Source organism: Methyloversatilis sp. (genome assembly GCF_030696805.1).
Classification (GTDB): Bacteria; Pseudomonadota; Gammaproteobacteria; order Burkholderiales; family Rhodocyclaceae; genus Methyloversatilis.
Map to the genome: position 1 here is coordinate 39,330 of NZ_JAUYRO010000036.1, position 21,848 is coordinate 61,177.

21 protein-coding genes are annotated in these 21,848 nt (G+C 63.1%); 16 read left to right on the forward strand and 5 right to left on the reverse strand.

Annotated features, from left to right (window positions below):
- Nucleotides 1–50: 50 nt before the first annotated feature.
- Entirely contained in the window at nucleotides 51–1,127 is a 1,077-nt protein-coding gene (locus Q8R75_RS04860; RefSeq protein WP_305614070.1) for a Fic/DOC family N-terminal domain-containing protein, read from the reverse strand.
- Nucleotides 1,128–1,502: 375 nt separating this feature from the next.
- On the opposite strand from Q8R75_RS04860, the gene Q8R75_RS04865 reads away from it, so the two are divergent.
- The 3 genes from Q8R75_RS04865 to Q8R75_RS04875 are packed head-to-tail and all read left to right on the forward strand — an operon-like array spanning nucleotide 1,503 to nucleotide 3,450.
- Nucleotides 1,503–2,336, forward strand: coding sequence for a TIGR04255 family protein (locus Q8R75_RS04865; protein WP_305614071.1), 834 nt, complete (start codon nucleotides 1,503–1,505; stop codon nucleotides 2,334–2,336).
- The gene (locus Q8R75_RS04870) at nucleotides 2,333–2,923 is read left to right on the forward strand and encodes a hypothetical protein (RefSeq protein ID WP_305614072.1); all 591 of its coding nucleotides are present in this window, start codon (nucleotides 2,333–2,335) and stop codon (nucleotides 2,921–2,923) included. Before Q8R75_RS04865 ends, Q8R75_RS04870 begins: the two co-directional genes overlap by 4 nt.
- On the forward strand, nucleotides 2,920–3,450 hold the full coding sequence (locus Q8R75_RS04875; RefSeq protein WP_305614073.1) for a hypothetical protein: 531 nt from the start codon (nucleotides 2,920–2,922) through the stop codon (nucleotides 3,448–3,450). The genes Q8R75_RS04870 and Q8R75_RS04875 overlap by 4 nt, the downstream gene beginning before the upstream one ends.
- A 382-nt stretch (nucleotides 3,451–3,832) precedes the next feature.
- Here the strand turns inward: Q8R75_RS04875 and gyrB are convergent, their stop codons facing one another.
- The 3 genes from gyrB to dnaA all read right to left on the reverse strand — a co-directional run bounded on the left by gyrB (nucleotide 3,833) and on the right by dnaA (nucleotide 9,260).
- Complete coding sequence (gene gyrB, locus Q8R75_RS04880) at nucleotides 3,833–6,337, reverse strand: DNA topoisomerase (ATP-hydrolyzing) subunit B (protein ID WP_305614074.1); 2,505 nt, start codon at nucleotides 6,335–6,337, stop codon at nucleotides 3,833–3,835.
- A gap of 93 nt (nucleotides 6,338–6,430) precedes the next feature.
- Nucleotides 6,431–7,531 carry a DNA polymerase III subunit beta gene (dnaN, locus tag Q8R75_RS04885; RefSeq protein ID WP_305614134.1) on the reverse strand — a complete coding sequence of 367 codons (1,101 nt, stop codon included), beginning with the start codon at nucleotides 7,529–7,531 and terminating at the stop codon, nucleotides 6,431–6,433.
- A 262-nt stretch (nucleotides 7,532–7,793) separates the two neighbouring features.
- Nucleotides 7,794–9,260 (reverse strand): chromosomal replication initiator protein DnaA, encoded by a 1,467-nt coding sequence (gene dnaA / locus Q8R75_RS04890; protein ID WP_305626632.1) that lies wholly within the window; start codon nucleotides 9,258–9,260, stop codon nucleotides 7,794–7,796.
- Nucleotides 9,261–9,547: 287 nt separating this feature from the next.
- Here dnaA and rpmH point away from each other — a divergent pair, with 287 nt between their 5' ends.
- From rpmH to Q8R75_RS04920, 6 genes are all read left to right on the forward strand, one after another.
- Nucleotides 9,548–9,682 (forward strand): 50S ribosomal protein L34, encoded by a 135-nt coding sequence (rpmH, locus tag Q8R75_RS04895; protein ID WP_083223994.1) that lies wholly within the window; start codon nucleotides 9,548–9,550, stop codon nucleotides 9,680–9,682.
- Nucleotides 9,683–9,774: 92 nt separating this feature from the next.
- On the forward strand, nucleotides 9,775–10,242 hold the full coding sequence (gene rnpA, locus Q8R75_RS04900) for a ribonuclease P protein component (RefSeq protein WP_305614076.1): 468 nt from the start codon (nucleotides 9,775–9,777) through the stop codon (nucleotides 10,240–10,242).
- The gene (yidD, locus tag Q8R75_RS04905) at nucleotides 10,239–10,448 is read left to right on the forward strand and encodes a membrane protein insertion efficiency factor YidD (protein WP_305614077.1); all 210 of its coding nucleotides are present in this window, start codon (nucleotides 10,239–10,241) and stop codon (nucleotides 10,446–10,448) included. The genes rnpA and yidD overlap by 4 nt, the downstream gene beginning before the upstream one ends.
- 71 nt (nucleotides 10,449–10,519) lie before the next feature.
- Complete coding sequence (gene yidC / locus Q8R75_RS04910; RefSeq protein ID WP_305614078.1) at nucleotides 10,520–12,160, forward strand: membrane protein insertase YidC; 1,641 nt, start codon at nucleotides 10,520–10,522, stop codon at nucleotides 12,158–12,160.
- A 105-nt stretch (nucleotides 12,161–12,265) separates the two neighbouring features.
- On the forward strand, nucleotides 12,266–13,630 hold the full coding sequence (gene mnmE, locus Q8R75_RS04915) for a tRNA uridine-5-carboxymethylaminomethyl(34) synthesis GTPase MnmE (RefSeq protein ID WP_305614079.1): 1,365 nt from the start codon (nucleotides 12,266–12,268) through the stop codon (nucleotides 13,628–13,630).
- 30 nt (nucleotides 13,631–13,660) lie between these two features.
- The gene (locus Q8R75_RS04920; RefSeq protein WP_305614080.1) at nucleotides 13,661–14,422 is read left to right on the forward strand and encodes a TSUP family transporter; all 762 of its coding nucleotides are present in this window, start codon (nucleotides 13,661–13,663) and stop codon (nucleotides 14,420–14,422) included.
- A gap of 45 nt (nucleotides 14,423–14,467) precedes the next feature.
- Here Q8R75_RS04920 and Q8R75_RS04925 read toward each other — a convergent pair whose 3' ends face one another.
- Nucleotides 14,468–14,797, reverse strand: coding sequence for a hypothetical protein (locus Q8R75_RS04925; RefSeq protein WP_305614081.1), 330 nt, complete (start codon nucleotides 14,795–14,797; stop codon nucleotides 14,468–14,470).
- 164 nt (nucleotides 14,798–14,961) lie between these two features.
- Here Q8R75_RS04925 and mnmG point away from each other — a divergent pair, with 164 nt between their 5' ends.
- The 7 genes from mnmG to Q8R75_RS04960 all read left to right on the forward strand — a co-directional run bounded on the left by mnmG (nucleotide 14,962) and on the right by Q8R75_RS04960 (nucleotide 21,719).
- Nucleotides 14,962–16,851 carry a tRNA uridine-5-carboxymethylaminomethyl(34) synthesis enzyme MnmG gene (gene mnmG, locus Q8R75_RS04930; protein ID WP_305614082.1) on the forward strand — a complete coding sequence of 630 codons (1,890 nt, stop codon included), beginning with the start codon at nucleotides 14,962–14,964 and terminating at the stop codon, nucleotides 16,849–16,851.
- Between the two features lie 46 nt (nucleotides 16,852–16,897).
- The gene (gene rsmG, locus Q8R75_RS04935) at nucleotides 16,898–17,536 is read left to right on the forward strand and encodes a 16S rRNA (guanine(527)-N(7))-methyltransferase RsmG (protein WP_305614083.1); all 639 of its coding nucleotides are present in this window, start codon (nucleotides 16,898–16,900) and stop codon (nucleotides 17,534–17,536) included.
- A 7-nt stretch (nucleotides 17,537–17,543) separates the two neighbouring features.
- Nucleotides 17,544–18,314 (forward strand): AAA family ATPase, encoded by a 771-nt coding sequence (locus tag Q8R75_RS04940; protein ID WP_305614084.1) that lies wholly within the window; start codon nucleotides 17,544–17,546, stop codon nucleotides 18,312–18,314.
- Nucleotides 18,315–18,349: 35 nt separating this feature from the next.
- A complete protein-coding gene (locus Q8R75_RS04945) occupies nucleotides 18,350–19,207 on the forward strand; it encodes a ParB/RepB/Spo0J family partition protein (RefSeq protein WP_305614085.1) in 858 nt (285 codons plus the stop codon).
- A gap of 39 nt (nucleotides 19,208–19,246) precedes the next feature.
- Nucleotides 19,247–20,119, forward strand: a complete 873-nt coding sequence (locus tag Q8R75_RS04950; protein WP_305626637.1) for a DMT family transporter — start codon at nucleotides 19,247–19,249, stop codon at nucleotides 20,117–20,119.
- Between the two features lie 173 nt (nucleotides 20,120–20,292).
- Nucleotides 20,293–20,622: a c-type cytochrome gene (locus Q8R75_RS04955; protein ID WP_305614087.1), complete on the forward strand. Its 330-nt coding sequence runs from the start codon at nucleotides 20,293–20,295 to the stop codon at nucleotides 20,620–20,622.
- A gap of 164 nt (nucleotides 20,623–20,786) precedes the next feature.
- A complete protein-coding gene (locus tag Q8R75_RS04960) occupies nucleotides 20,787–21,719 on the forward strand; it encodes an acyl-CoA desaturase (protein WP_305614088.1) in 933 nt (310 codons plus the stop codon).
- The last annotated feature ends 129 nt before the right edge of the window (nucleotides 21,720–21,848 follow it).

The following is a 21,848-nucleotide window of genomic DNA, read 5'->3' on the forward strand; positions in this document are numbered from 1 at the left end:
AAAATCGACACGTTTTACGGACATGTCGATCACGTCGACGCGTCTCGCGGTCAACCCGCCAGCTCGTTGAACAAGGCTTCGTTGATGTAGTACTTCTCCCGGCCGTGCTTCTGTTCGCGCAGGATGCCAAGCCCGGCAAGGTTCTGCAGATAGGTTGAAGCGGTCTGCCGCTTGGCGATGCCCGCGTCGACGACGAACTGGATCTTCGTGTACGGGTGCCGGAAGATGACCTCGATCAGATCCTTGCTGTAGATCGCCGGCGCTTCGGTCTGCACCCGTGCGCGCACGCTTTCCATCAAGGCACGAATCCGCTGCACCTGGTCGTGGGTCTGCTGCGCCGTCGATTCGATGGCGCGCAACATGAACAGAATCCAGTTCTCCCAGTCCTGAGACTCGGTGACGCGGCGCAAACCTTCGTAGTAGGCCGCACGGTTGGCGATGATGTAGCGCGAAAGGCACAGGACCGGTATGTCGAGCAGCCCCTTCTCGACCAGATACAGCAGATTCAGGATGCGCCCGGTACGGCCATTGCCATCCGGAAACGGATGGATCGCCTCGAACTGGTAATGCATCACCGCCATCTTCACCAGCGGGTCGATGCCGTCGTCGGCATGGATGAACTGTTCGAGGTTTCCCAGCTTGTCGCGAATCACCGCTTCGCCGACCGGCGGCGTGTACACCACCTCGCCGGCCTCGTTCTTCAGCGCCGTACCCGGAATCGCCCGGATGTCGAGTTCGGTCTGCTTGATCAGGCGGACGATTTCGATGAACAGGTTGGTCGTCAGCGGCCGAGCCTTCAGCGCCTGAAAGCCGTGATAGAGCGCTTCCCGGTAGCGCAGGACTTCCTTCGTGTGCGGATCGCTCTTGCCCTCGGGATCGGCGTCGGCCCGATACAGCTCATCGTTGGTGGTGACGATATTCTCGATCTCGGACGACAGACGGGCTTCCTGCAGCGCAATGCTGCTGATCAGCATGCCCTGGTTGGGTATCTGCGCCGCCAGACCCCGCAGGTTGGCCAGCACACGATTTGAGCTGATCGCCTGCTTGAGAACGGCCCGGGTTTCGAGTTCGACCGGCGGCGGAAGCAGGGGCAGGTCGTTGTAGGGCTGCGCGCGATCGAACGGCATTCAGCGACCTTTGAATGAAGACGTGTCTAAAAATAGCTAACTTTTAGACATATGGCGAGCGATCTGTATAGATATCGGCGTTTTCTATATATATGCACAGAGGTCATTGACCTGCCAGGGCTTCTGCCGTCACAGCCAAACTTAACCCGGCGAGCTGACCCACGCCGACCGAGGTGTGCTGAAGCACGTGCTGCACAACCCCATGGCAGGACGTAGGTGCAACGCGGGGAATTCGTTGGCATCGTGCGCGAAGAGCCCGCCCCCAAGGAATGGCGAACTCTTCCCTCTCGATAACCTCTGACCGGAAGCAGGACACGATATCCAGCCGGATATCATTGCTATACTTTTCCGCCACTACGAGAGACCGACTTGACGATGAACATCTCGCCCCTGCACGACACGCACGCAATCGAGAGCGTTTCGTTCGGCGTCGAATGGCAGCAGCCGCTGCCGCCCGCCGTTATGGGCGCGCTCGAGTCGGTATATGAGGCCACTCTCAAGGACAAGCTTCCGAGCAAGAAGCCTGTTCAGCAATTCGCGGTCGAATTCAATCTCGAAAGCGGCGGTAAATCCATACAGCCGGCTCAAGCGGTGGGCTGGACGTTCGAACGGTTTGCACCGGATGGGCGCATCGAACGCAATCTGATGCTCACGCCCAACACGCTGGCCGTGACGCTTCACACCTACACCCGCTGGGAAGAGGAGTACGCCACTGCGGCGGACCTGATGCACCCCCTTTTGCCACTCATTGCCGTCAGCTCGGGGGGCTTCACCGGTTTCGGCCTGCAGTACCAGGATGTCTTCAGAATCACCGGAGACAATGTCGCGCAGTTCCGCGCAGACATGCTGCTGCGGCAGAACTCGGCCATGCTCCCGGCGTCAGTTTTCCAGCAAAAGAGTCTTTGGCATGCGCACCACGGGTACTTTACTGAGATGCCCGACGAGCCCGAATGCCGGAAGCTGACGGTGGTTAACACGGACCTGATCGACGAGAACGGAAACCGCCAAGTACGCATTTGGAGCGTGCACAAGACCGTCTTCAACGCACCGCTCTCCGACGCCGAGCAGCTTTACGCGGGAAACAATCCTCTATTGCACACCACGATGCACGGCATGCACAGCGAGAACAAGGCTGTGCTGCGTGAGCTTCTCAACGATGAAATGCTCGCACGCATCCATTTGAATGCAGAGGATGGGACCGACTCATGACCGCCGCCACCTTCGAATTCGTCAGCTATCTGCCCCAGCCCGCGCCGAACCGATCCGTCGGTGCTGCCCGGACCGACCGCACCGCCACCCCTGTGCGCGGATGGTTCTCGCAAGACAACGTTTTGCGCAAGATATCCACTGCGCTGCTCGGACTCGCTGAAGCCCCTGCCAATGCGGCGCCGATTCCAAGCGCCCACGAACTGGTCGTAACCGCCGCGCAGAACGGGCGTGTGGAACAGATGATGGCGCTGCGGCGCACACTGATCGAATACAAGTTTCTGACCCACGACTGGGACGGCTACGACGGACAGCCGGCGAAGGCGACCGCGCTGCTCGACGTATTGGAGTTCCTGGTGCAGCTGCCGCACACCCTTCCTGTCCCGTCCCCGATGCTGTCCGGATCGGGCGCCATCGGCTTGTACTGGGATCGCGGCACGCACTATGCGAGCCTGGAGTTCGAAGGCGATGGCACCTATACGTCGTTGACCGACGGCCCGGACGGCTATGGCGGCGCCGAGGGTATCGCAGCGCGCACGCTGCCGGCCGCGCTGCAACACTACCTCGCGAGCCTACCCATTGCCGGATGAGCTGCCAGGAACTGTTCGCAAGCGTCGCGAACGACCCGAAGAAGTCCGAGAAAATCGACGCACAGTCACCCAACTGCGCATGCGAGGCGCATTCGGTGTCGCCGCACTCCCCCGGTCCGGTGACGGACGACGAGACCCTGTGGCGCCTGATCCTTTCCCCGGTGCATTACGACCTCGCGACCGGAAAGGTAACGGAAGCCGCTTTCGACGATGCGTCGAACAAGGGCATGTCGGTACAGCGGCTGGTCGTCACCGGCAGTGAAGACGATATTCGCCAACACGGCCACGCCCGCGCCGCCGCCAAGCCCGGTCGATCCTTCGAATGCGCCATCGGCGCCACCGCCGCCGGCATTCGCGCCCTACGCGGCCCGGAGGACGGCGGCCGCTTCTGCATCTACGACACCGCCCACGCCGCCGATCCCGGCCATGCCGATGTATGCCAGACGCGACACGGCAGCAGGCACACGCGCGCGCAGTTGCGGCGCGAGCTCCAGAAGCAGTTCTCGCTCCTGATCCACCCCGCCTGATCTCCTTCAACGCCCCTGAGCGGACTAGGGGAGTTTTCTTATGTCATCGAATCGTAATCGCGCTACACGGTCGATGGCGGAGGCGGAATAAGGGCGCACCGGCAGGTTCGTTTTTCCGGGGGCATGGATTAGATGGGCTCGGCAGCTTCTCCAAAATGAAAGCCTCCGTTCAGGTCTGAGGCGCGCCCAGCAGCTACAGCCGGTCGGTCACTGGTACGTCACTGACTGTTCCAGCCCAAGAGAGGCCAGCTGAGCAGCACAGTTCGAAAAGCACAGTGCAGAAACAACAAAAGCTCCCTCGGGAGCTTTTGTCACTATCTGTGTCAGCGATTTCGCACTAACGTGGCAGGAAATTCACTTTCCGTGTCATCCGACACCAGCTTCAAACATCAATATTCCGCGCGTTCAGCGCGTTGTTCTCGATGAACGCCCTGCGCGGCTCGACGTTGTCGCCCATCAGCGTGGTGAAGATTTCGTCGGCGGCGATGGCGTCGTCGATCTGTACCTTCAGCAGGCGGCGCACGGTCGGGTCCATCGTGGTTTCCCAGAGCTGTTCCGGGTTCATTTCGCCCAGGCCCTTGTAGCGCTGCTTGCCGAGGTTGCGTTCGACTTCGTTCAGCAACCAGCGCGTGGCTTCGGTGAAGCTCGCGACGTCCTGCTGCTTGTCGCCGCGCTTGACGACGGCGCCGGGGCCGACCAGGCCGGCGATCAGTTCGGCGGCGTGGCGGATGCGCTGGTAGTCACCTGACAACAGGAATTCGCTGTCGACGCGGCCGATCTTGCGGTTGCCGTGGTGCATGCGCTCGATGCGCAGTTGCCAGGCTTCGGTCTTGTCGTTGTATTCGGCCAGCAGGGTGACACTGGACGGGAGCTTGGCGGCGAGCCGGGCGGCGCTGTCGCGGGCGGCGGCTTCGTCGTCGAGGCTGAGCGCGATGTTGTGTTCGAGCAGCGTGCGCAGCAGTTCGCCGTCGGCGTACTCGGCCAGACGTTCGACGATGGCTTCGGCCAGCAGGTATTCGCGCGCCATTTCTTCGAAGGCGCTGCCGGACAGCGGCTCGGCACCCTCGCGCGGCACCAGGCTGGATTCGTCGAACGCCAGCTTGAGCAGGTACTGGTTCAGCTCGTGGTCGTCTTTCACGTACAGCTCGGTGCGGCCGTGCTTGATCTTGTACAGCGGCGGCTGCGCGATGTAGATGTGGCCGCCTTCGACCAGTTCGGGCATCTGGCGGTAGAAGAAGGTCAGCAGCAGGGTGCGGATGTGGGCGCCGTCGACGTCGGCGTCGGTCATGATGATGATGCGGTGGTAGCGCAGCTTTTCCGGCTTGTATTCGTCCTTGCCGATGCCGGTGCCCAGGGTCTGGATCAGCGTGACGATTTCCTGGCTGGAAATGAGCTTGTCGAAGCGCGCCTTTTCGACGTTCAGGATCTTGCCCTTCAGTGGCAGGATGGCCTGGAACTTCCGGTCGCGGCCCTGCTTGGCGGAGCCGCCGGCGGAGTCACCCTCGACCAGGTAGAGCTCGGCATTGGCCGGGTCCTTCTCCTGGCAGTCAGCCAGCTTGCCCGACAGGCCGAAGGAGTCGAGGATGCCCTTGCGGCGCGTCATGTCGCGTGCCTTGCGGGCGGCGTCGCGCGCACGCGCGGCCTCGACGATCTTGCCGCAGATGGTCTTGGCGTCGTTCGGACGTTCCTGCAGGAAGTCGGTGAGCTTTTGCGCCACCACTTCCTCGACTGCCGGACGCGCTTCGGATGACACCAGCTTCATCTTGGTCTGCGACGCGAACTTCGGGTCGGGCATCTTCACCGACAGCACGCAGGCCAGACCTTCGCGCATGTCGTCGCCGGTGATTTCGACCTTGGCCTTCTTGGCGATTTCGTGTTCTTCGATGTACTTGTTGATGATGCGGGTCATCGCCGCGCGCAGCCCGGTCAGGTGGGTGCCGCCATCGGTCTGCGGAATGTTGTTGGTGAAGCACAGCACCTGTTCGGCGTAGCTGTCGTTCCACTGCATCGCGACTTCGACGTCGATCTGCACATTGCCCTGCATCGACGCGCCGGCGCTGCAGAACACATTGGGGTGCAGCGCGGTCTTGTTGCGGTTGATGTATTCGACGAAACCGCGCGCGCCACCGAGGAAGGCGAAATCTTCTTCCTTGCTATTGCGCTGGTCGACCAGCTTGATCTTGACGCCGTTGTTCAGGAACGACAGTTCGCGCAGCCGCTTGGCCAGGATGTCGTAGTGGAATTCGATGTTGTCGAAGATGGTTTCGTCGGCCAGGAAGTGCACTTCGGTGCCGCGCTTTTCGGACGCGCCCAGCACCTTCAGCGGCGACACTTCGACGCCGTTCTGCACCTCGAGCAGGCGCTCGACCGGCACGCCGCGCTCGAATTCCATGAAGTGCTTCTTGCCGTCGCGGCGCACCGTCAGGCGCAGCCACTTCGAAAGCGCATTGACGCAGCTCACGCCCACGCCGTGCAGGCCGCCGGACACCTTGTACGAGTTCTGGTTGAACTTGCCGCCGGCGTGCAGTTCGGTCAGCGCGATTTCAGCGGCGGAGCGCTTCGGTTCGTGCTTGTCGTCGAACTTGATGCCGGTCGGAATGCCGCGGCCGTTGTCGGTCACCGAAATCGAATTGTCGGTGTGGATGGTGATCACGATGTCGTCGCAGTGGCCGGCCAGCGCCTCGTCGATCGAGTTGTCGACCACTTCGAACACCAGGTGATGCAGACCGGTGCCGTCCGACGTGTCGCCGATGTACATGCCCGGCCGCTTGCGCACGGCCTCCAGCCCTTCGAGGATCTGGATGCTGCCTTCGCCGTAGGCGTCGGCGTCGGGAGCCTCCGGGACCTTGGGCGCTTCGGGGACATTCGGTGTGAGCTCGTCAGACATGGCGTATTCCGGTGCTGCGCACGAGGTGCGCGGGGTCCATCAAAAAACACGAAGCCCGGCGCGAAGGCCGGGCGGTGGTGCAGGCGGCGCGGCTTACACGCGCATCGGCATCACGACGTACTTGAAGCCGTCGGTGCCGGGCAGCGTGATCAGCGCGCTGCTGTTGCCGTCATTCAGGCGCAGGCTCAGGGTGTCGCCGGCCACGTTGCCGAGCACGTCGAGCAGGTAGCTCACGTTGAATCCGATGTCGAGGGCGTCGCCGGTGTAATCGACTTCCAGCTCTTCCTGCGCCTCTTCCTGCTCGGCATTGCTCGAAATGAGCTTGAGCAGGCCGGACGACAGCACGACGCGCACACCCTTGAACTTTTCGTTGGTCAGGATGGCGGCACGCTGCAGCGCCGGCAGGAAGGACGCGCGCTGCAGCATGATTTCCTTCGGGTGGTCCTTCGGAATCACGCGTTCGTAGTCGGGAAACTTGCCATCGATCAGCTTCGAAATGAGCTCGACCGAGCCGAAGCGCAGGCGCGCCTGGTTGCCGCCCAGTTCGATGTCGACCGGGTCGTCGGTGTCGGCCAGCTGGCGCGACAGTTCGAGCACGGTCTTGCGCGGCAGGATCACGTCGAGCTTGTCGGTCACGCCGGGCAGCGCTTCGGACACGTAGGCCAGACGGTGGCCGTCGGTCGCGACCAGCCGCAGTTCCTCGCTGCCGACGGCCAGCAGCAGGCCGTTCAGGTAGTAGCGGATGTCCTGCTGGGCCATCGAGTACTGCACCAGCGACAGCAGGCGTTTGAGCTTGCGCTGGGTCAGGCTGAGCTTGACGGTTTCGCCCTCGGCGACCTGCATGCGCGGGTAGTCCTGCGCCGGCAGCGTCTGCAGCGTGAAGCGGCTCTTGCCGCAGCGCACCGTGAGCTTGCGGTCGTCGGCGTCGAGGCTGACCTCCTGCCCTTCCGGCAGGGCACGCAGGATGTCCTGCAGCTTGCGGGCGGCGACCGTCAGCGCAGCCGGCTGGGCGGCGCTGATGCTGCCGGTGGTCCGGGTACGGATCTGGATTTCGATGTCGGTGGCCAGCAGCGTGAGCGCATCGCCCTCGGTTTCGATCAGGACGTTGGACAGGATGGGCAGGGTGTGGCGCTTCTCGACGATGCCGCTGACCGACTGCAGCGGACGCAGCAGCTGTTCGCGTTCTATCTTCATTAAGAGCATTTTATAAACCTCTGTAAACCGTTAACGTCGACCATTTTCTGTGGAGAACACCTTAATTCTTATTATTTTCAGTTGCTTGCAGTATGTATCGTTGTCTGTACAACTGCCGGATCTGCGCTTGAACAAATGTGGATGAAACCGTGGCCCGCTGAAAACACCCTGCTTATCCACAGCTGCCATACACGTTTCAATGCCTGTTTATCCGTACAGCTTCAATACCGTTTCCTCCACATCTTTTTGCGGCAGTCTCCGGCTATTTGCGCAAGGTCTGCACGAGCACGTGCAGGTCATGATTGAGTACTTCATCCTTCAGCCTCAGGTCGGCAATGGTGCGGCAGGCATGCAGCACGGTCGTATGGTCGCGCCCGCCGAACGCTTCGCCGATCGCCGGATAGCTTTCGGGCGTCAGGTCCTTGGCCAGCCACATGGCGACCTGGCGCGGCCGCGCGATGGCACGCGTGCGCTTCTTCGAATACATCTCCGACACCTTGATCTTGAAGTAATCGGCGACGGTCTTCTGGATGAATTCGAGTGTGATCTGCCGGTTGTGCGCGCCCAGCAGGTCCTTCAGCGCCTCGCGGGCCACTTCCAGCGTGATCGGGACTGTGTGGAAGTGGGCGAAGGCGATGATCTTCTTCAGCGCGCCTTCGAGCTCGCGCACATTGCTGCGGATGTTCTTGGCGACCAGGAAGGCGACGTCGTCACCCACCTTCACGCGTTCCATCTCGGCCTTCTTCTTCAGGATGGCCACCCGCATTTCGAGTTCGGGCGGCTCGATCTGCACCGTGAGCCCCCAGCCAAAGCGCGTCGTCAGACGCTCTTCGACGCCCTGGATGTTCTTCGGATAGGTGTCACAGGTGATGACGATCTGTTTCTTGCCGTCGGTCAGCGCATTGAACGCGTAGAAAAACTCTTCCTGCGTGCGCGTCTTGTTGTTGAAGAACTGGATGTCGTCGATCAGCAGCACGTCGAGCGAGCGGTAATAGCGCTTGAAGGCGTCGAAGCTCTTCTGCTGGTAGGCGCGCACCACGTCGGCGTAGTAGTCGTCGGCATGCACGTAGCGGACGACCGCGTCCGGGTTGTGCCGCATCACCTCGTTGCCCAGCGCGTGCACCATGTGCGTCTTGCCCAGCCCGACACCACCGTAGATGAAGATGGGGTTGTAGGACATGCCCGGGTTCTGCGCGACCTGTATGGCTGCTGCGCGCGCCAGTTCGTTGGCACGGCCGGTCACCAGGTTGTCGAAGGTGAAACCCGGGTTCAGCCGCGAGCGGTCACGTTCATCAGGCCGGCCGCGGTTGCGTTCGTTGCGGTCGGACTGCGCGTCGCCATTTGACTTGATGATGGCCGGCGGCGTGACGCGGGTGGTTTCTTCACCGTCGGCACGCAGATGCGTCTGGCGCACACGCGGCTCCGACGGCGAAGACGGCACCAGAATGGGCGCGTCGGCAGCGTCACTCGCCTGACTGCCTGCCTGGGGCAGACTGAGGCGCACGGATACGGGTTGCGAAAAATATTCGAGACCCAGTGCTTCGATGCGTGACACGTAGCGTTCGCGCACCCATTGCAGGACGAAGCGGTTCGGGGCGACCAGCGCCAGTGATTCGGTTTCGGTATCTGCGCACGGATCGATGCGCAAGCCTTTGATCCAGGTGTGAAATTGTTGCGCGGGAAGTTCCTGCTCGAAGCGGCTGAGGCAGACTGCCCAAAACTGTTGCATCATGGTCTGCGAGGTCGCCGGGTCGATTTCTAGGGGGTATGGCACAGCTTTGTGACCTGACCCGGAACAGTCGATCCGTGATGAAGGATCGCCTCTCTGCGGTGTTCCGGGCACTGCGGTGACCGGTGGCCCGGGTCCGCTTTTGCCAGCTGTTTTGAGTGACGGATTCTAGCGCTTTCGGCCCTGCTTATCCACACCGGCCAAACCCGCGCCGCTGCGGGGCGATTGACAAGGCGCAGATGTTGCGCTGTAATCGCGGGCTTTTCCGTATACATAGTGAGCAGGCCATGAAACGCACATACCAGCCGTCATCTGTCCGCCGTGCCCGCACCCACGGTTTCCTCGAACGCATGCGCACCCGCGGTGGTCGCGCCGTCATCCGCGCACGTCGCGCCAAGGGCCGCGTCCGGCTCGCGGTCTAAAGCGGTTCGATTTTTCAGCCGCCGCCCGCGCGCCATGGTTGTAATCGTCCGGTCGTTTGCCATCCGGCAGCAAGCCGGAAGGTAAATGCAACGTGAGCGAAGCCGGCACGGCAGAACTACCCGAAAAGCCGCCGCGAGAAACGTTCAGTTTTCGCCCGGTATTCCGGCTCAGAAAAACGGATGAGTTTTCATCCGTTTTTGCTTTACGGCGCACACAGCGCAGTCGCCATTTCGTGATCCATTACGGTCCGGTGAACATCACCGGAGCGGATGTCGAGAACGGAGCGCGTCTGGGCGTCGTGGTCGCCAAGCGGCACCTGAAACGCGCGCATGATCGCAATCTGGTCAAGCGTCTGGCGCGCGAAGCATTCCGCCACGCGCGACCTGGACTGCGGCCGCTCGATCTGGTGCTGCGCTTGAATTCACGGCCCGAAGGCCTTGACCGCAAGGCGCTGCGGGCAGAGCTTGACCAGCTTTTTGGCCGGATGCGTCCGCCGGCCGTAGTGCCCGATGCCGGGCCGTCCAGCGGGAAGCCGCCTGTTCCGGAGCCAGCCAGTTGAAAAGTCTTCTGCTGTCCGTACTTGCCGTGTATCGCTACGCCATCAGTCCCATGCTGGGTGCGAATTGCCGTTTTCTGCCCAGCTGTTCCGAATACGCCACCGAAGCGATTCGCCACCACGGCACCCTGCGTGGTGGCTGGCTGTCGCTCAGGCGCATTGCGCGCTGCCATCCGTGGAACCCCGGGGGGCATGATCCGGTGCCTTGAGCATCGGGTCTTCCCGGCCGCTTCCACGATCGCTTTCCACTCAACGACGCATTTTTCCGACGATTCCCCAGATGGATACCCAACGCTCCGCCCTGTTGATCGTTTTCCTGTTTTCGCTGTTCATGCTGTGGGACGGCTGGCAGCGCCAGTCGCAGCCACCGGTCGCGGCAGCACCCACCGCCGACGCGGTTGCTCAGTCGCCGGGTGCCCAGGCACCGGTGCCCACCGTGAGCACGCCGGCTGGCGCAACCGATGTACCGGCCGTGCCGGTGGTGGCGCAGAAGACCGCGACCCGCGTGGTGACCGATCTGTTCATCGCCGATGTGTCGGCCGAGGGCGGTTCGATCATCCGGCTCGAACTGCTGCAGCACAAGGCAGGCCCCGAGGCGACCGGCAACTTCGTGCTGCTCGACAATGGAGGTGCCCACCTTTATCACGCGCAGAGCGGCCTGATTGGTGAAGGGCTGCCGACCCACAAGACGGTTTTCCAGTTGCCGGAAGGTGAGCTGGCGCTGGCCGATGGCCAGGACAAAGTCGAGCTGCGCATGACGGCACCCGGTGGCGAAGGCGTCACCGTGGCCAAGGTGCTGACGTTCACCCGCGGCAGCTATCAGATCGTCACCCGCTACGAAGTGGCAAATGCGTCGCAGGCGCCGGTTAGCGCGCATGCTTACTTCCAGCTGCTGCGCGACGGCAAGCCGACCGCGGGCGGCAACGCAATGTTGAGCACCTTCACGGGCCCGGCCTTCTACACCGATCAGGGCAAGTACCAGAAGATCGACTTTTCGGACATCGCCGACAATTCGGCAAAGTTTGTCACCAAGGCGCCGGATGGCTGGGTGGCGCTGGTGCAGCACTATTTCGTCAGTGCCTTCGTGCCGCCGAAGGGCTCCGATCGCGAATTCTTTGCACGCAAGGTAGGCAATGACCTCTTTACAGCCGGTGTCGTCGTGCCTTTGGCGGCGGCTGCACCCGGCGGGTCGTCGTCGATCGAGGTGCCGCTTTACGCCGGCCCCCAGATCCAGGAGGATCTGGTTGCGTTGGCGCCCGGCCTCGATCTGGTGGTCGATTACGGTTTCCTGACCATCATCGCTTCGCCGATGCACTGGGTGCTGGAGAAGCTGCATGACATGGTCGGCAACTGGGGCTGGGCCATCATTCTGTTGACGATTCTGATCAAGGCCATCTTCTTCCCGCTGTCGGCCGCCAGTTATCGCTCGATGGCCAAGCTGCGCGTGGTCACGCCGCGCATGCAGCAGATCAAGGAACGCCATGGCGGCGACCGCATGCGCATGCAGCAGGAAATGATGGAGCTGTACAAGACCGAGAAGATCAATCCGCTGGGCGGCTGCCTGCCCATCGTGGTGCAGATACCGGTGTTCATCGCGCTTTACTGGGTGCTGCTGGGCAGCGTCGAAATGCGCAACGCGCCGTGGATAGGCTGGATCACCGATCTGTCGATCAAGGATCCCTACTTCGTCCTGCCCATCATCATGGGCGTCACGATGTTCGTGCAGACCAAGCTGAATCCGACGCCGCCGGACCCGATCCAGGCCAAGGTGATGCTGTTCCTGCCGATCGTATTCACCGGCATGTTCCTCTTCTTCCCGTCCGGTCTTGTGCTGTACTGGGTAGTGAACAACGTGCTGTCGATCGCCCAGCAGTGGCAGATCACCCGCATGATCGAAAGCGGCAAGACGGCGAAGACCTGATCCCGCAGACTTTCGTTCCGGCGCCCAGGGCGCCGCGACTGCAATCACCCACGGCGGGTTGTATTGTGGGCGCGGCGCCCTATTCGTTAACGGACCCCAGAGATCATGCATCCAGTCAGGCACCCCAGCGATACCATCGCCGCCATCGCCACCGCGTCCGGTCGTGGCGGCATCGGCGTTGTACGGGTGTCCGGCAGTGGGGCGGCCGATGTTGCACTTGGCGTGCTCGGCCGGCTGCCGCCTGCGCGTCAGGCTTCCTTCCTGAAGTTTCTGGCAGGCGACGGTGCGGTGCTGGATCACGGCATCGCGCTCTGGTTCGCGGCGCCGGCGTCCTACACCGGAGAGAATGTGCTCGAACTGCACGGCCATGGCGGCGGTGCGGTGTTGCAATCGGTGCTTGCACGCTGCTTCGAACTGGGTGCCCGCCCTGCCCGCCCGGGCGAATTCACCGAACGTGCTTTCCTCAACGACCGCATCGATCTGGCCCAGGCTGAAGCGGTGGCGGACCTGATCGATGCGAGTACGTCATCGGCGGCCCGCTCGGCCATGCGCTCGCTGGACGGGGAGTTCTCGCGCCACGTTCATCAGCTGGAAGACGCACTGGTCAATCTGCGACTGTTCGTCGAGGCGACGCTGGACTTTCCCGAAGAAGACGTCGAATTCATCGAACAGTCGGGCGCACGGCGCAAGCTCGACGAGGTGATGCGGGCGGTCGGCGCGTTGCGCGAAAGAGCGCGCTGCGGCGCGGTGCTGCGCGATGGACTGACGGTTGTGCTGGCCGGCGCGCCGAACGTCGGCAAATCGAGCCTGCTCAATGCGCTGTCCGGTGAGGATCGCGCCATCGTGACCGATATCGCCGGCACCACTCGCGACACCTTGCGCGAGCTGATTTCCATCGACGGTGTTCCGCTTCACATCATCGACACTGCCGGCCTGCGCGACACGACCGATCCGGTCGAACAGGCCGGCATCGCGCGTACGCGGCGCGAGCTCGATCGTGCGCATGCAGTGGTGCACCTGATCGACGCGACGACCGGGCTGGATGCGGCTGCACGCCTGATAGAGGATGGTCTGCCAGCTGGATTGAAGCGCATACGTGTATTCAACAAGATCGATCTCACCGGAGCCGCGCCAAGCACGGAAATCTCGGGCGATGTCGTGTCGATCTGGCTGTCAGCCCGCGAAGGTGCCGGGCTGAATCTGCTTCGCACAGCCTTGCTTGATTGCATCGGCTGGCACGGCGGCGCGGAAGATGCGTTGTCTGCCCGTGCCCGGCACTTGCATGCGCTCGATAGGGCGATAGACAGGCTGGACGTTGCGCGTACCTGTATCGCTGGCAAGGTGTTGCAGCTGGATCTGTTCGCTGAAGAATTGCGGCTCGCCCACCGTGCCCTGGGTGACATCACCGGCGAATTCACACCGGATGATCTTCTGGGCGAAATCTTCTCCCGCTTCTGCATCGGCAAGTGATGTTCCACGTGAAACAACCGGAACTTCGTTTTGTTCGCTGACTTCACCCTGTTGTTCGTCGGCGCATTCTTTGCGGGACTTGTCGATGCCATGGTCGGCGGCGGCGGCTTGGTGCAGATACCGCTGCTGTTCAACGTTTTCCCGGGCGTCGCGCCGGCGACCCTGTTCGGCACCAACAAGGCAGTAAGCATTGTCGGGACGGCCTTCGCGGCGCGCCGCTATCTTGGCAAGGTCGACATGGATTGGCGCGTGCTCTGGCGTGCTGCCCTGGCTGCGTTCGTCGCGTCATTTGCCGGTGCCGCAGCGGTCGGTCTGTTCCCGCCGCAAATGTTGCGACCGTTGGTCATCGTGCTTTTGGTCGCCGTGCTTGGCTACACGCTGAAGAAGAAGGACTTCGGCGCTTCGTCGCGCAGCGTCGAACGCAAGGCGCACCCGATGCTTGCACTTGTATTGGGCGCGGCGATCGGCTTCTACGACGGTTTCTTCGGGCCCGGTACGGGCAGCTTCCTGATCTTTCTGTTCATCCGCTGCTATGCGTGGGATTTCCTGCGTGCGTCGGCCGCCGCCAAGGTCGTCAACGTCAGCACCAATCTGGCGGCGCTGTGCTGGTTCGTGCCGGTGGGAGCGATCATGATCAAGGTGGCGGCCGTGATGGCGCTGGCCAATCTTGCTGGCGCATGGGTCGGAGCCCACCTTGCAATGAAAAACGGCGCACTGTTCGTGCGCCGCGTTTTCATTGTTGTGGTCAGTGTGCTGATCGCGCGTTTGACCTGGGATGTGTTGTCCACCTGAACGATGTTTCACGTGAAACATCGTTCAGATGTAGCCGATAAACAATCAATGACCGAAGCGGATTGGCGGCAGCACGATGGTCACCCCACTACCACCGCGATAGCCGTGATGACCGTAACCGCCATAGCCGTAGTAGCGCGGCGGTGGTGCGACGTAGTAGGCAGGCCCACCATAGTAGTGGTTGCTCACCCGTGGACCGTAATGACGATGGCCGTGGCCACGGTGATGGCGGCCGAAGTCATGATGCCCACGGTAGTCTTTCTGGTAGCCGTGGTGGCGGTCGCCGCGGTGGCCACGCCAGTCATCGCGGTCAGCCATGGCAACGCCGCTGAAAGTCAATGTGAGCGCAGCAAGTACCGAACTGAGGGTTTTCATGGTTCTCACTCTTGGTGAACACGTCACAAGCGTAGTGAGCGCGGACGCTTTGCGCCGTAAGCAACTGTAAGAACTTGCAAGGCTACAAGGGCGTGCGACCTTGGTGATCGTTGCCTTCGGTCGTATCATTCAGCCCCTTCGTCTTATTTTGCATTGCAGCGAAAATGGATTTCCCGACCCGTTACGACGTGATCGTCATTGGCGGCGGCCATGCCGGTACCGAAGCCGCGCTGGCGGCTGCGCGGTCGGGCGTGCGCACGCTGCTGCTGACGCACAACATCGAAACGCTGGGCCAGATGTCGTGCAATCCGTCGATCGGCGGCATCGGCAAAGGTCATCTGGTGAAGGAAGTCGATGCGCTCGGCGGTGCGATGGCGCTGGCTACCGACGAGTCTGGCATACAGTTCCGCACACTCAATGCCAGCAAGGGCCCGGCGGTGCGCGCCACGCGCGCCCAGGCCGACCGCGTTCTGTACAAGGCGGCCATCCGCAGCCGGCTTGAAAATCAGCCGAACCTCGATCTGTTCCAGCAGGCTGCCGCCGATCTGATCATGGACGGCGACCGTGTCGCCGGCGTCGTGACCGAAGTCGGTATCCGCTTCCGTGCGCGGTCGGTTGTGCTGACTGCCGGCACCTTCCTGAATGGCCGGGTACATGTCGGTCTGGAGAACCATTCCGCCGGTCGCGCAGGCGATCCACCCGCGATCCGCCTGGCCGAAAAGCTGAAGGAACTTGCGCTGCCGCAAGGTCGCCTGAAGACCGGCACGCCACCGCGCATAGACGGTCGCAGCATCGATTATTCGTTGATGGAAGCGCAGCCGGGCGATGACCCGGTGCCGGTGTTCAGCTTCATCGGCAAGCGCGCCATGCATCCGCGCCAGTTGCCATGCTGGATCACGCACACCACGACGCGCACGCACGACATCATCCGCGGCGGTCTTGATCGCTCGCCGATGTACACCGGCGTGATCGAAGGCGTCGGTCCGCGCTACTGCCCGAGCATCGAGGACAAGATCCACCGCTTCGCCGATCGCGACAGCCACAACATCTTCCTGGAACCGGAAGGCCTGACGACGCACGAGGTGTATCCGAACGGCATTTCGACATCGCTTCCGTTTGACGTTCAGATCGATCTGGTGCGCAGCATTCCAGGTCTTGAGAACGCCCACATCCTGCGGCCCGGCTACGCCATCGAGTACGACTACTACGATCCGCGCGGTCTGAAGTCCTCGCTTGAAACCCGGGCGATCAACGGCCTGTTCTTTGCCGGTCAGATCAATGGCACGACCGGCTACGAAGAGGCGGCTGCGCAGGGCCTGCTGGCCGGTCTGAACGCGGCGCGTCAGGTGCGCGACCTCGATGCATGGTGCCCGGCGCGCAGCGAGGCCTACCTGGGCGTGCTGGTCGATGACCTGATCACGCGCGGCGTGTCCGAGCCCTACCGCATGTTCACGTCGCGCGCCGAGTACCGGCTCAGTCTGCGTGAAGACAACGCCGACCTGCGGCTGACCGACGTCGCGCGCGACATGGGCTTGATCGACGACGCGCGCTGGGATGCCTACAACCGCAAGCGCGACGCGATCGCCGGTGAAACGCAGCGCCTGCGCGCGACCTGGGTACGCCCGGACACCGTTCCGGCGAGCGACGCCATCCGTGTGCTCGGCAAGCCGATCGAGCACGAGTATTCGCTGTTCGATCTGTTGCGCCGGCCGGACGTGAGCTATGCCGCGCTGATGACGCTGCCGGGCGCGCCCGAGCCGATCACTGACATCGACGCAATCGAACAGCTGGACATCCTGGCCAAGTACCAGGGTTACATCGATCGCCAGCAGGACGAAGTCGAGCGCTTGCGCGCCACAGAAGACACGCGCCTGCCTGATGACATGGATTACGCCGCCGTGACCGGCCTGTCGCGCGAGGTGCGCCAGAAGCTGGTGCAGCACCGCCCGGAAACGCTGGGCCAGGCCTCGCGCATCCAGGGCATCACGCCGGCCGCGATATCGCTGCTGCTGGTACACCTGAAGAAGCGTCAGGCCGTGCGCAGCGCGGCCTGAGCCGCTGAGCCGACCCCAAAATGAAGTTGCCCCAAGCGATCTGCCCATGACCTTGCAAACCGAACTGGCCGCCGGCCTCAACGTCCTCGACCTGTCGATTCCCGCTGCCGCGCAAACGCGACTGCTGCGTTTCATCGCGCTGATGGCCAAGTGGAACGCGGTGTACAACCTCACCGCGATCCGCGAAGAGTCGCGCATGCTGACGCATCACCTGCTCGATGCGCTGTCGATTGCCCGCTTCATTCCGGACGGTTCGACGCTGATCGACATCGGTTCCGGTGGCGGCGTGCCGGGCATTCCGCTGGCCATCGCGCGGCCCGACCTCGATGTGCTGTCAGTCGAGCCGAATTCGAAGAAGGCGTCGTTCCAGCAGCAGGTACGCATCGACCTCGGCCTGGAGAACTTCGACGTGCAGATTGCGCGCGCCGAAGCGGTCGAGCTGTCGCAGAGCCGTGACTTCATCGTGTCGCGCGCCTTTGGCGATCTGGCCGATTTCATCAAGGTGGCCGGACATCTGCTGAAGCCCGACGGCCAGATGCTGGCGATGAAGGGCGTTTACCCGGATGAGGAAGTGCGCGCCATTCCCGCCGGCTGGGCCTTGCGCCGGGCCGAGGAACTGCAGGTGCCGGGCGTCGAGGGCGCGCGTCATCTGCTGTGGCTTGCCCGCGTGCCCGCTGCAGGCTGACCGGCCGATGCCGCGCATTTTTGCGATCGCCAACCAGAAAGGCGGGGTCGGCAAGACGACGACCAGCGTCAACCTCGCCGCCGCGCTGGGTCAAGCTGGCCAGCGCACGCTGCTGGTCGACCTCGATCCCCAGGGCAACGCCACGATGGGTGCCGGCGTCGACAAGCGCGCGCTCAAGTCCAGCGTCTACCCGGTGCTGCTTGGCCTTGCCTCGCTCGCCGAAGCGCGCGTCGCCAGCCCGCATGCCGGTCTGGACGTGCTGCCGGCCAACCGCGATCTGGCGGGTGCAGAAGTCGAGCTGGTCCAGATTGAAAATCGGGAAAACCGATTGAAGAATGCCATTTCGGAGTGCGCAGACGATTACGACTTCGTGCTGATCGATTGCCCGCCCAGCCTGAGCCTGCTGACGCTGAATGGTCTGTGCGCGGCGCACGGCGTCATCATTCCGATGCAGTGCGAGTACTACGCGCTCGAAGGCCTGTCCGATCTGGTGAATACCATCAAGAAGGTGCATGCCAACCTGAACCGCGACCTGAAGGTGATCGGCCTGCTGCGCGTCATGTTCGACCCGCGCAGCACGCTGTCGCAACAGGTATCAGCCCAGCTCGAATCGCACTTCGGCGACAAGGTGTTCAAAACGGTCGTCCCGCGCAACGTCCGCCTGGCCGAGGCGCCCAGCTACGGCGTGCCGGGGGTGTTGTTCGACAAGAGCGCCAAGGGGGCACAGGCCTACACCGCGTTCGCGCAGGAAATGATCGAGCGGGTGAAAACCCTCTAGCGGCGTACATCCGCCATAAAAGAAGAAGGCAAACAATGACCCCACCCAAACAGAAAGGTCTCGGCCGCGGGCTGGACGCACTGCTGGCCGGCAATTCCGGCGAGTCGGGCAACGCCGGCGAGCTGCGAACATTGGCAGTCGGCGCCCTGCAGCCGGGCAAGTACCAGCCACGCACGCGAATGGATCCCGGCTCGCTCGAAGAGCTGGCCGAGTCGATCCGCGCGCAGGGCATCATGCAGCCCATCCTGGTGCGCGAGGTCGCGCGCGAGCGCTTCGAAATCATCGCCGGCGAACGCCGCTGGCGTGCCGCACAGCTGGCCGGGCTGACCGAAGTGCCGGCGCTGGTGCGCGAGATCGCCGACGAAGCCGCGCTGGCGATGAGCCTGATCGAGAACATCCAGCGCGAGAACCTGAATCCGCTCGAGGAGGCGGCCGGCGTGCAGCGGCTGATCGACGAATTCGGCATGACGCATGAGCAGGCGGCCACAGCAATCGGCCGCTCGCGATCGGCCACCACCAATCTGCTGCGACTGCTGCAGCTGGCCGAGCCGGTACAGGAACAGCTGATCACCGGCGACCTCGACATGGGCCATGCGCGCGCGCTCTTGACGCTGCCGCGCGCCGACCAGATTGCGCTGGCCAATCGCGTCGTGGCGCAGGGCCTGACCGTGCGCGACACCGAAAAGCTGGTGGCGCAGGGCGGTGTGGCCGAACAGGGCGGCAAGCGCGCGGCCAGCGTGCCGCGCGATCTGGCGCGGCTGGAAGAGGAACTGTCCGACCTGCTGGGCGCCGTGGTCAGTGTGCAGGCCAACGCGCGTGGTGCCGGCAAGGTGGCCATCCGCTTCAACGACCTCGACCAGCTCGACGGCCTGATCGCGCGCCTGCGCGGCTGAGCGCGGTCTACCCGGCGTTCTGCCGCCGCCCGCACGCCCATGCGTTCAGCCATCGAGTTCATGCTGCTGGGTCTCGTCTGGGGGGCGTCGTTCGCGCTGTACCGCGTGGCGATACCGGAATTCGGCCTCGCGGCGACTGTCAGCCTGCGCCTGCTGCTGGCGGCGACGGCGCTTTGCCTCGTGTTCGGTTCGCCGCTGCGCAGCGTCGCGCCCCTCGACAGGCGGCGCACGCTCGGCTGGCTAGCGCTGATCGGCGCCGGCACCACCGCGCTGCCCTTTACGCTGTTTGCTGAAACCGTCATGCGTTCCAGCGCCGGTTTTGCCGCCGTGCTCAACGCCAGTTCGCCGCTCTTTTCCGCTCTGCTCGCGGTGTGCGTGTGGCACGAGGCGCTGTCGCGCAGCAAGGCGGTCGGCCTGATGCTGGGCTTTGCCGGCGTCGCATTGCTGGCCAGCTTGCGCGAGCTCGGTCCGTTGCGCATCGGTATCGACGCTGTGTTGCTCGGCCTTGCCGGCGCCGCCTGCTACGGGCTGGGCGTGCAGCTGGCGCGGCGCAAGCTCGGCGAGCTGAATGCATCCTCGGTCGCAACCGGGTTTTCGGTCGCTGGCGCGCTGCTGCTGCTGCCCTGGGCGCTTGCATCGCTGCCCGTTGCGCTGCCGTCGTGGCCGGCCATCGCTGCGATACTGGTACTCGGCCTGGTGTCGACCGCGCTGGGCAACGTCATGTACTTCCGGCTGCTTGGCCGCATCGGCGCGACGCCGGCGCTGAGCGTCACTTTCGTGATTCCGCCCTTCGCCATGCTGTGGGGTCATCTGCTGTTCGAAGAGGTGCCGACACCCGCCATGCTTGCCAGCACTGCGGTCATTCTGGTCGGCACCGCGCTGACCCTGGGATGGCGGCGAACGTCCGGGTAATATTCCCGGTCAACGGACTGCCGGGGACTGCCGTTATGCGCAAGGGCCGTTGCGCTTCGCATGACTTGTTCACCTTCTGCGGCTGGACTAGACTTGCGACCCGCGCCGCCGAGTTGATTCCGGAGAGCCCGGCCCCGCGATAATCATTGGTTAAACTACTGTCGAGGAACGTCATGAGAACGATCATTTCCGCCGCCGTCTGTGCCATCGCGCTCGTGAGCGCGCCGGCTTTCGCCAGCAAGGATCTGGCTACCGCCAAGGGCTGTCTGGGTTGTCACGCCATCGAAAAGGCTGGCGTTCTCGGCCCGGGCTATCAGGCTGTGGCGAAGAAGTATGAAGGCCAGAAGGACGCCGAAGGCAAGCTGGCAGCTTTCATTCGCGCCGGCACGCCGGCCGGCTCGAAGCTGATGTGGGGCGGTGCGGCGCCGATGCCGGCCAACCCTGCCCTCAGTGAAGCCGACGCCAAGAAGCTCGCTTCCTGGATTCTCGCGGGCGCCAAGTAAGGCTGCAAAGTACGCTGCGCAACAGAAAGCCGGCTGGCGACAGCCGGCTTTTTTCGTTTGTTCAGCTGGAATAGGAGCCCTTACACCCCCTTTCATCGGGCCAAAGGGTGACGCCGACCTTGCTAAGCTCGCATCGGACATGTGTCTGTCAGGAGAATTCGAGCATGAGTGAAACGGCCCCGCCGCGCGTTCGTTACGGCAAGCAGGTCACCGAATCGATCAATCAGACCCGGGTGCGCTACGTCATCCTGCTCGGCTGCGCGTTTGCCACCCCCTTCCTCTTTCCGCCGACCTGGCCGCTCGTGCTGCTCGCAGTCGCCAGCTACGCGCTGCGCATGTTCGGCGTCGAAGCCATCTACCACCGCTACTTTTCGCACCGCGCCTTCAAGTGCTCGCGCCCGGTGCAGTTCGTGCTCGCGGTGATTGCGTCGCAGTGCGGCCAGCACGGGCCACTGTGGTGGGCGTCGGTGCATCGCGTCCATCACCAGAACGTCGAACAGCCGGATGATCCGATCTCGCCGCGCCAGCACGGGCTGATGCAGTCGCATGTCGGCTGGGTGTGGTGCGAGCGCTACAAGGACACCGATCTCGACGTGGTGCCCGACTTCGCCCGCTTTCCGGAAATCCAGTGGGTGAACAAGCACTACACGCTGCTCATGCTGTCCGGCGCATTCTTCATCTGGCTATTGGCGACGGCGGGTGCCTTCGGCCCGACCGTGACCGGCGGCGCAGCGCTGATGTGGGGCTTCTTCCTGCCGACCGCGCTCGGCGTGCAGACAGTGTCACTGGTCAATTCGATCGGTCATTTCGGCCAACTGCCGGGCGGCTACCGCCGCTTCGATACCGACGACGATTCGGTCAACCGCCCGCTGCTGGCGCTGCTGACGATGGGTGGCGGCTGGCACAACAATCACCACCGCTACGGCGCCAGCGCACGTGCCGGCTTCGCCTGGTACGAAATCGACCTGACGTACTACCTCCTCAAGCTGCTGGCCGCGCTGGGTATCATCCGCGACCTGCGCGACCAGCTTCCGGATGATGTGCGCGAAGAAGGCGGACTGGCGCCGGCTGCCTCGAAGGTCGGTGACCTCCGCTGATGGCGTGTCGCACTTTTTTACAGAGCGGATGGCAGTGCTGCAACGCATGACCGGAGTGCCTTGTTCCCGTACATCATTTTTATGACGTGACTGTGATGGAACGATAGTTGCTGAACGCCAGCATCGCGT

Bases quoted from the DNA above. Each gene is read 5' to 3' on its own strand.
- Q8R75_RS04860 (WP_305614070.1), bottom strand. From the start codon at position 1,127: ATGCCGTTCGATCGCGCGCAGCCCTACAACGACCTGCCCCTGCTTCCG.
- Q8R75_RS04865 (WP_305614071.1), top strand. From the start codon at position 1,503: ATGAACATCTCGCCCCTGCACGACACGCACGCAATCGAGAGCGTTTCG.
- Q8R75_RS04870 (WP_305614072.1), top strand. From the start codon at position 2,333: ATGACCGCCGCCACCTTCGAATTCGTCAGCTATCTGCCCCAGCCCGCG.
- Q8R75_RS04875 (WP_305614073.1), top strand. From the start codon at position 2,920: ATGAGCTGCCAGGAACTGTTCGCAAGCGTCGCGAACGACCCGAAGAAG.
- gyrB (WP_305614074.1), bottom strand. From the start codon at position 6,337: ATGTCTGACGAGCTCACACCGAATGTCCCCGAAGCGCCCAAGGTCCCG.
- dnaN (WP_305614134.1), bottom strand. From the start codon at position 7,531: ATGAAGATAGAACGCGAACAGCTGCTGCGTCCGCTGCAGTCGGTCAGC.
- dnaA (WP_305626632.1), bottom strand. From the start codon at position 9,260: ATGCAACAGTTTTGGGCAGTCTGCCTCAGCCGCTTCGAGCAGGAACTT.
- rpmH (WP_083223994.1), top strand. From the start codon at position 9,548: ATGAAACGCACATACCAGCCGTCATCTGTCCGCCGTGCCCGCACCCAC.
- yidC (WP_305614078.1), top strand. From the start codon at position 10,520: ATGGATACCCAACGCTCCGCCCTGTTGATCGTTTTCCTGTTTTCGCTG.
- mnmE (WP_305614079.1), top strand. From the start codon at position 12,266: ATGCATCCAGTCAGGCACCCCAGCGATACCATCGCCGCCATCGCCACC.
- Q8R75_RS04925 (WP_305614081.1), bottom strand. From the start codon at position 14,797: ATGAAAACCCTCAGTTCGGTACTTGCTGCGCTCACATTGACTTTCAGC.
- mnmG (WP_305614082.1), top strand. From the start codon at position 14,962: ATGGATTTCCCGACCCGTTACGACGTGATCGTCATTGGCGGCGGCCAT.
- rsmG (WP_305614083.1), top strand. From the start codon at position 16,898: ATGACCTTGCAAACCGAACTGGCCGCCGGCCTCAACGTCCTCGACCTG.
- Q8R75_RS04940 (WP_305614084.1), top strand. From the start codon at position 17,544: ATGCCGCGCATTTTTGCGATCGCCAACCAGAAAGGCGGGGTCGGCAAG.
- Q8R75_RS04945 (WP_305614085.1), top strand. From the start codon at position 18,350: ATGACCCCACCCAAACAGAAAGGTCTCGGCCGCGGGCTGGACGCACTG.
- Q8R75_RS04950 (WP_305626637.1), top strand. From the start codon at position 19,247: ATGCGTTCAGCCATCGAGTTCATGCTGCTGGGTCTCGTCTGGGGGGCG.
- Q8R75_RS04955 (WP_305614087.1), top strand. From the start codon at position 20,293: ATGAGAACGATCATTTCCGCCGCCGTCTGTGCCATCGCGCTCGTGAGC.
- Q8R75_RS04960 (WP_305614088.1), top strand. From the start codon at position 20,787: ATGAGTGAAACGGCCCCGCCGCGCGTTCGTTACGGCAAGCAGGTCACC.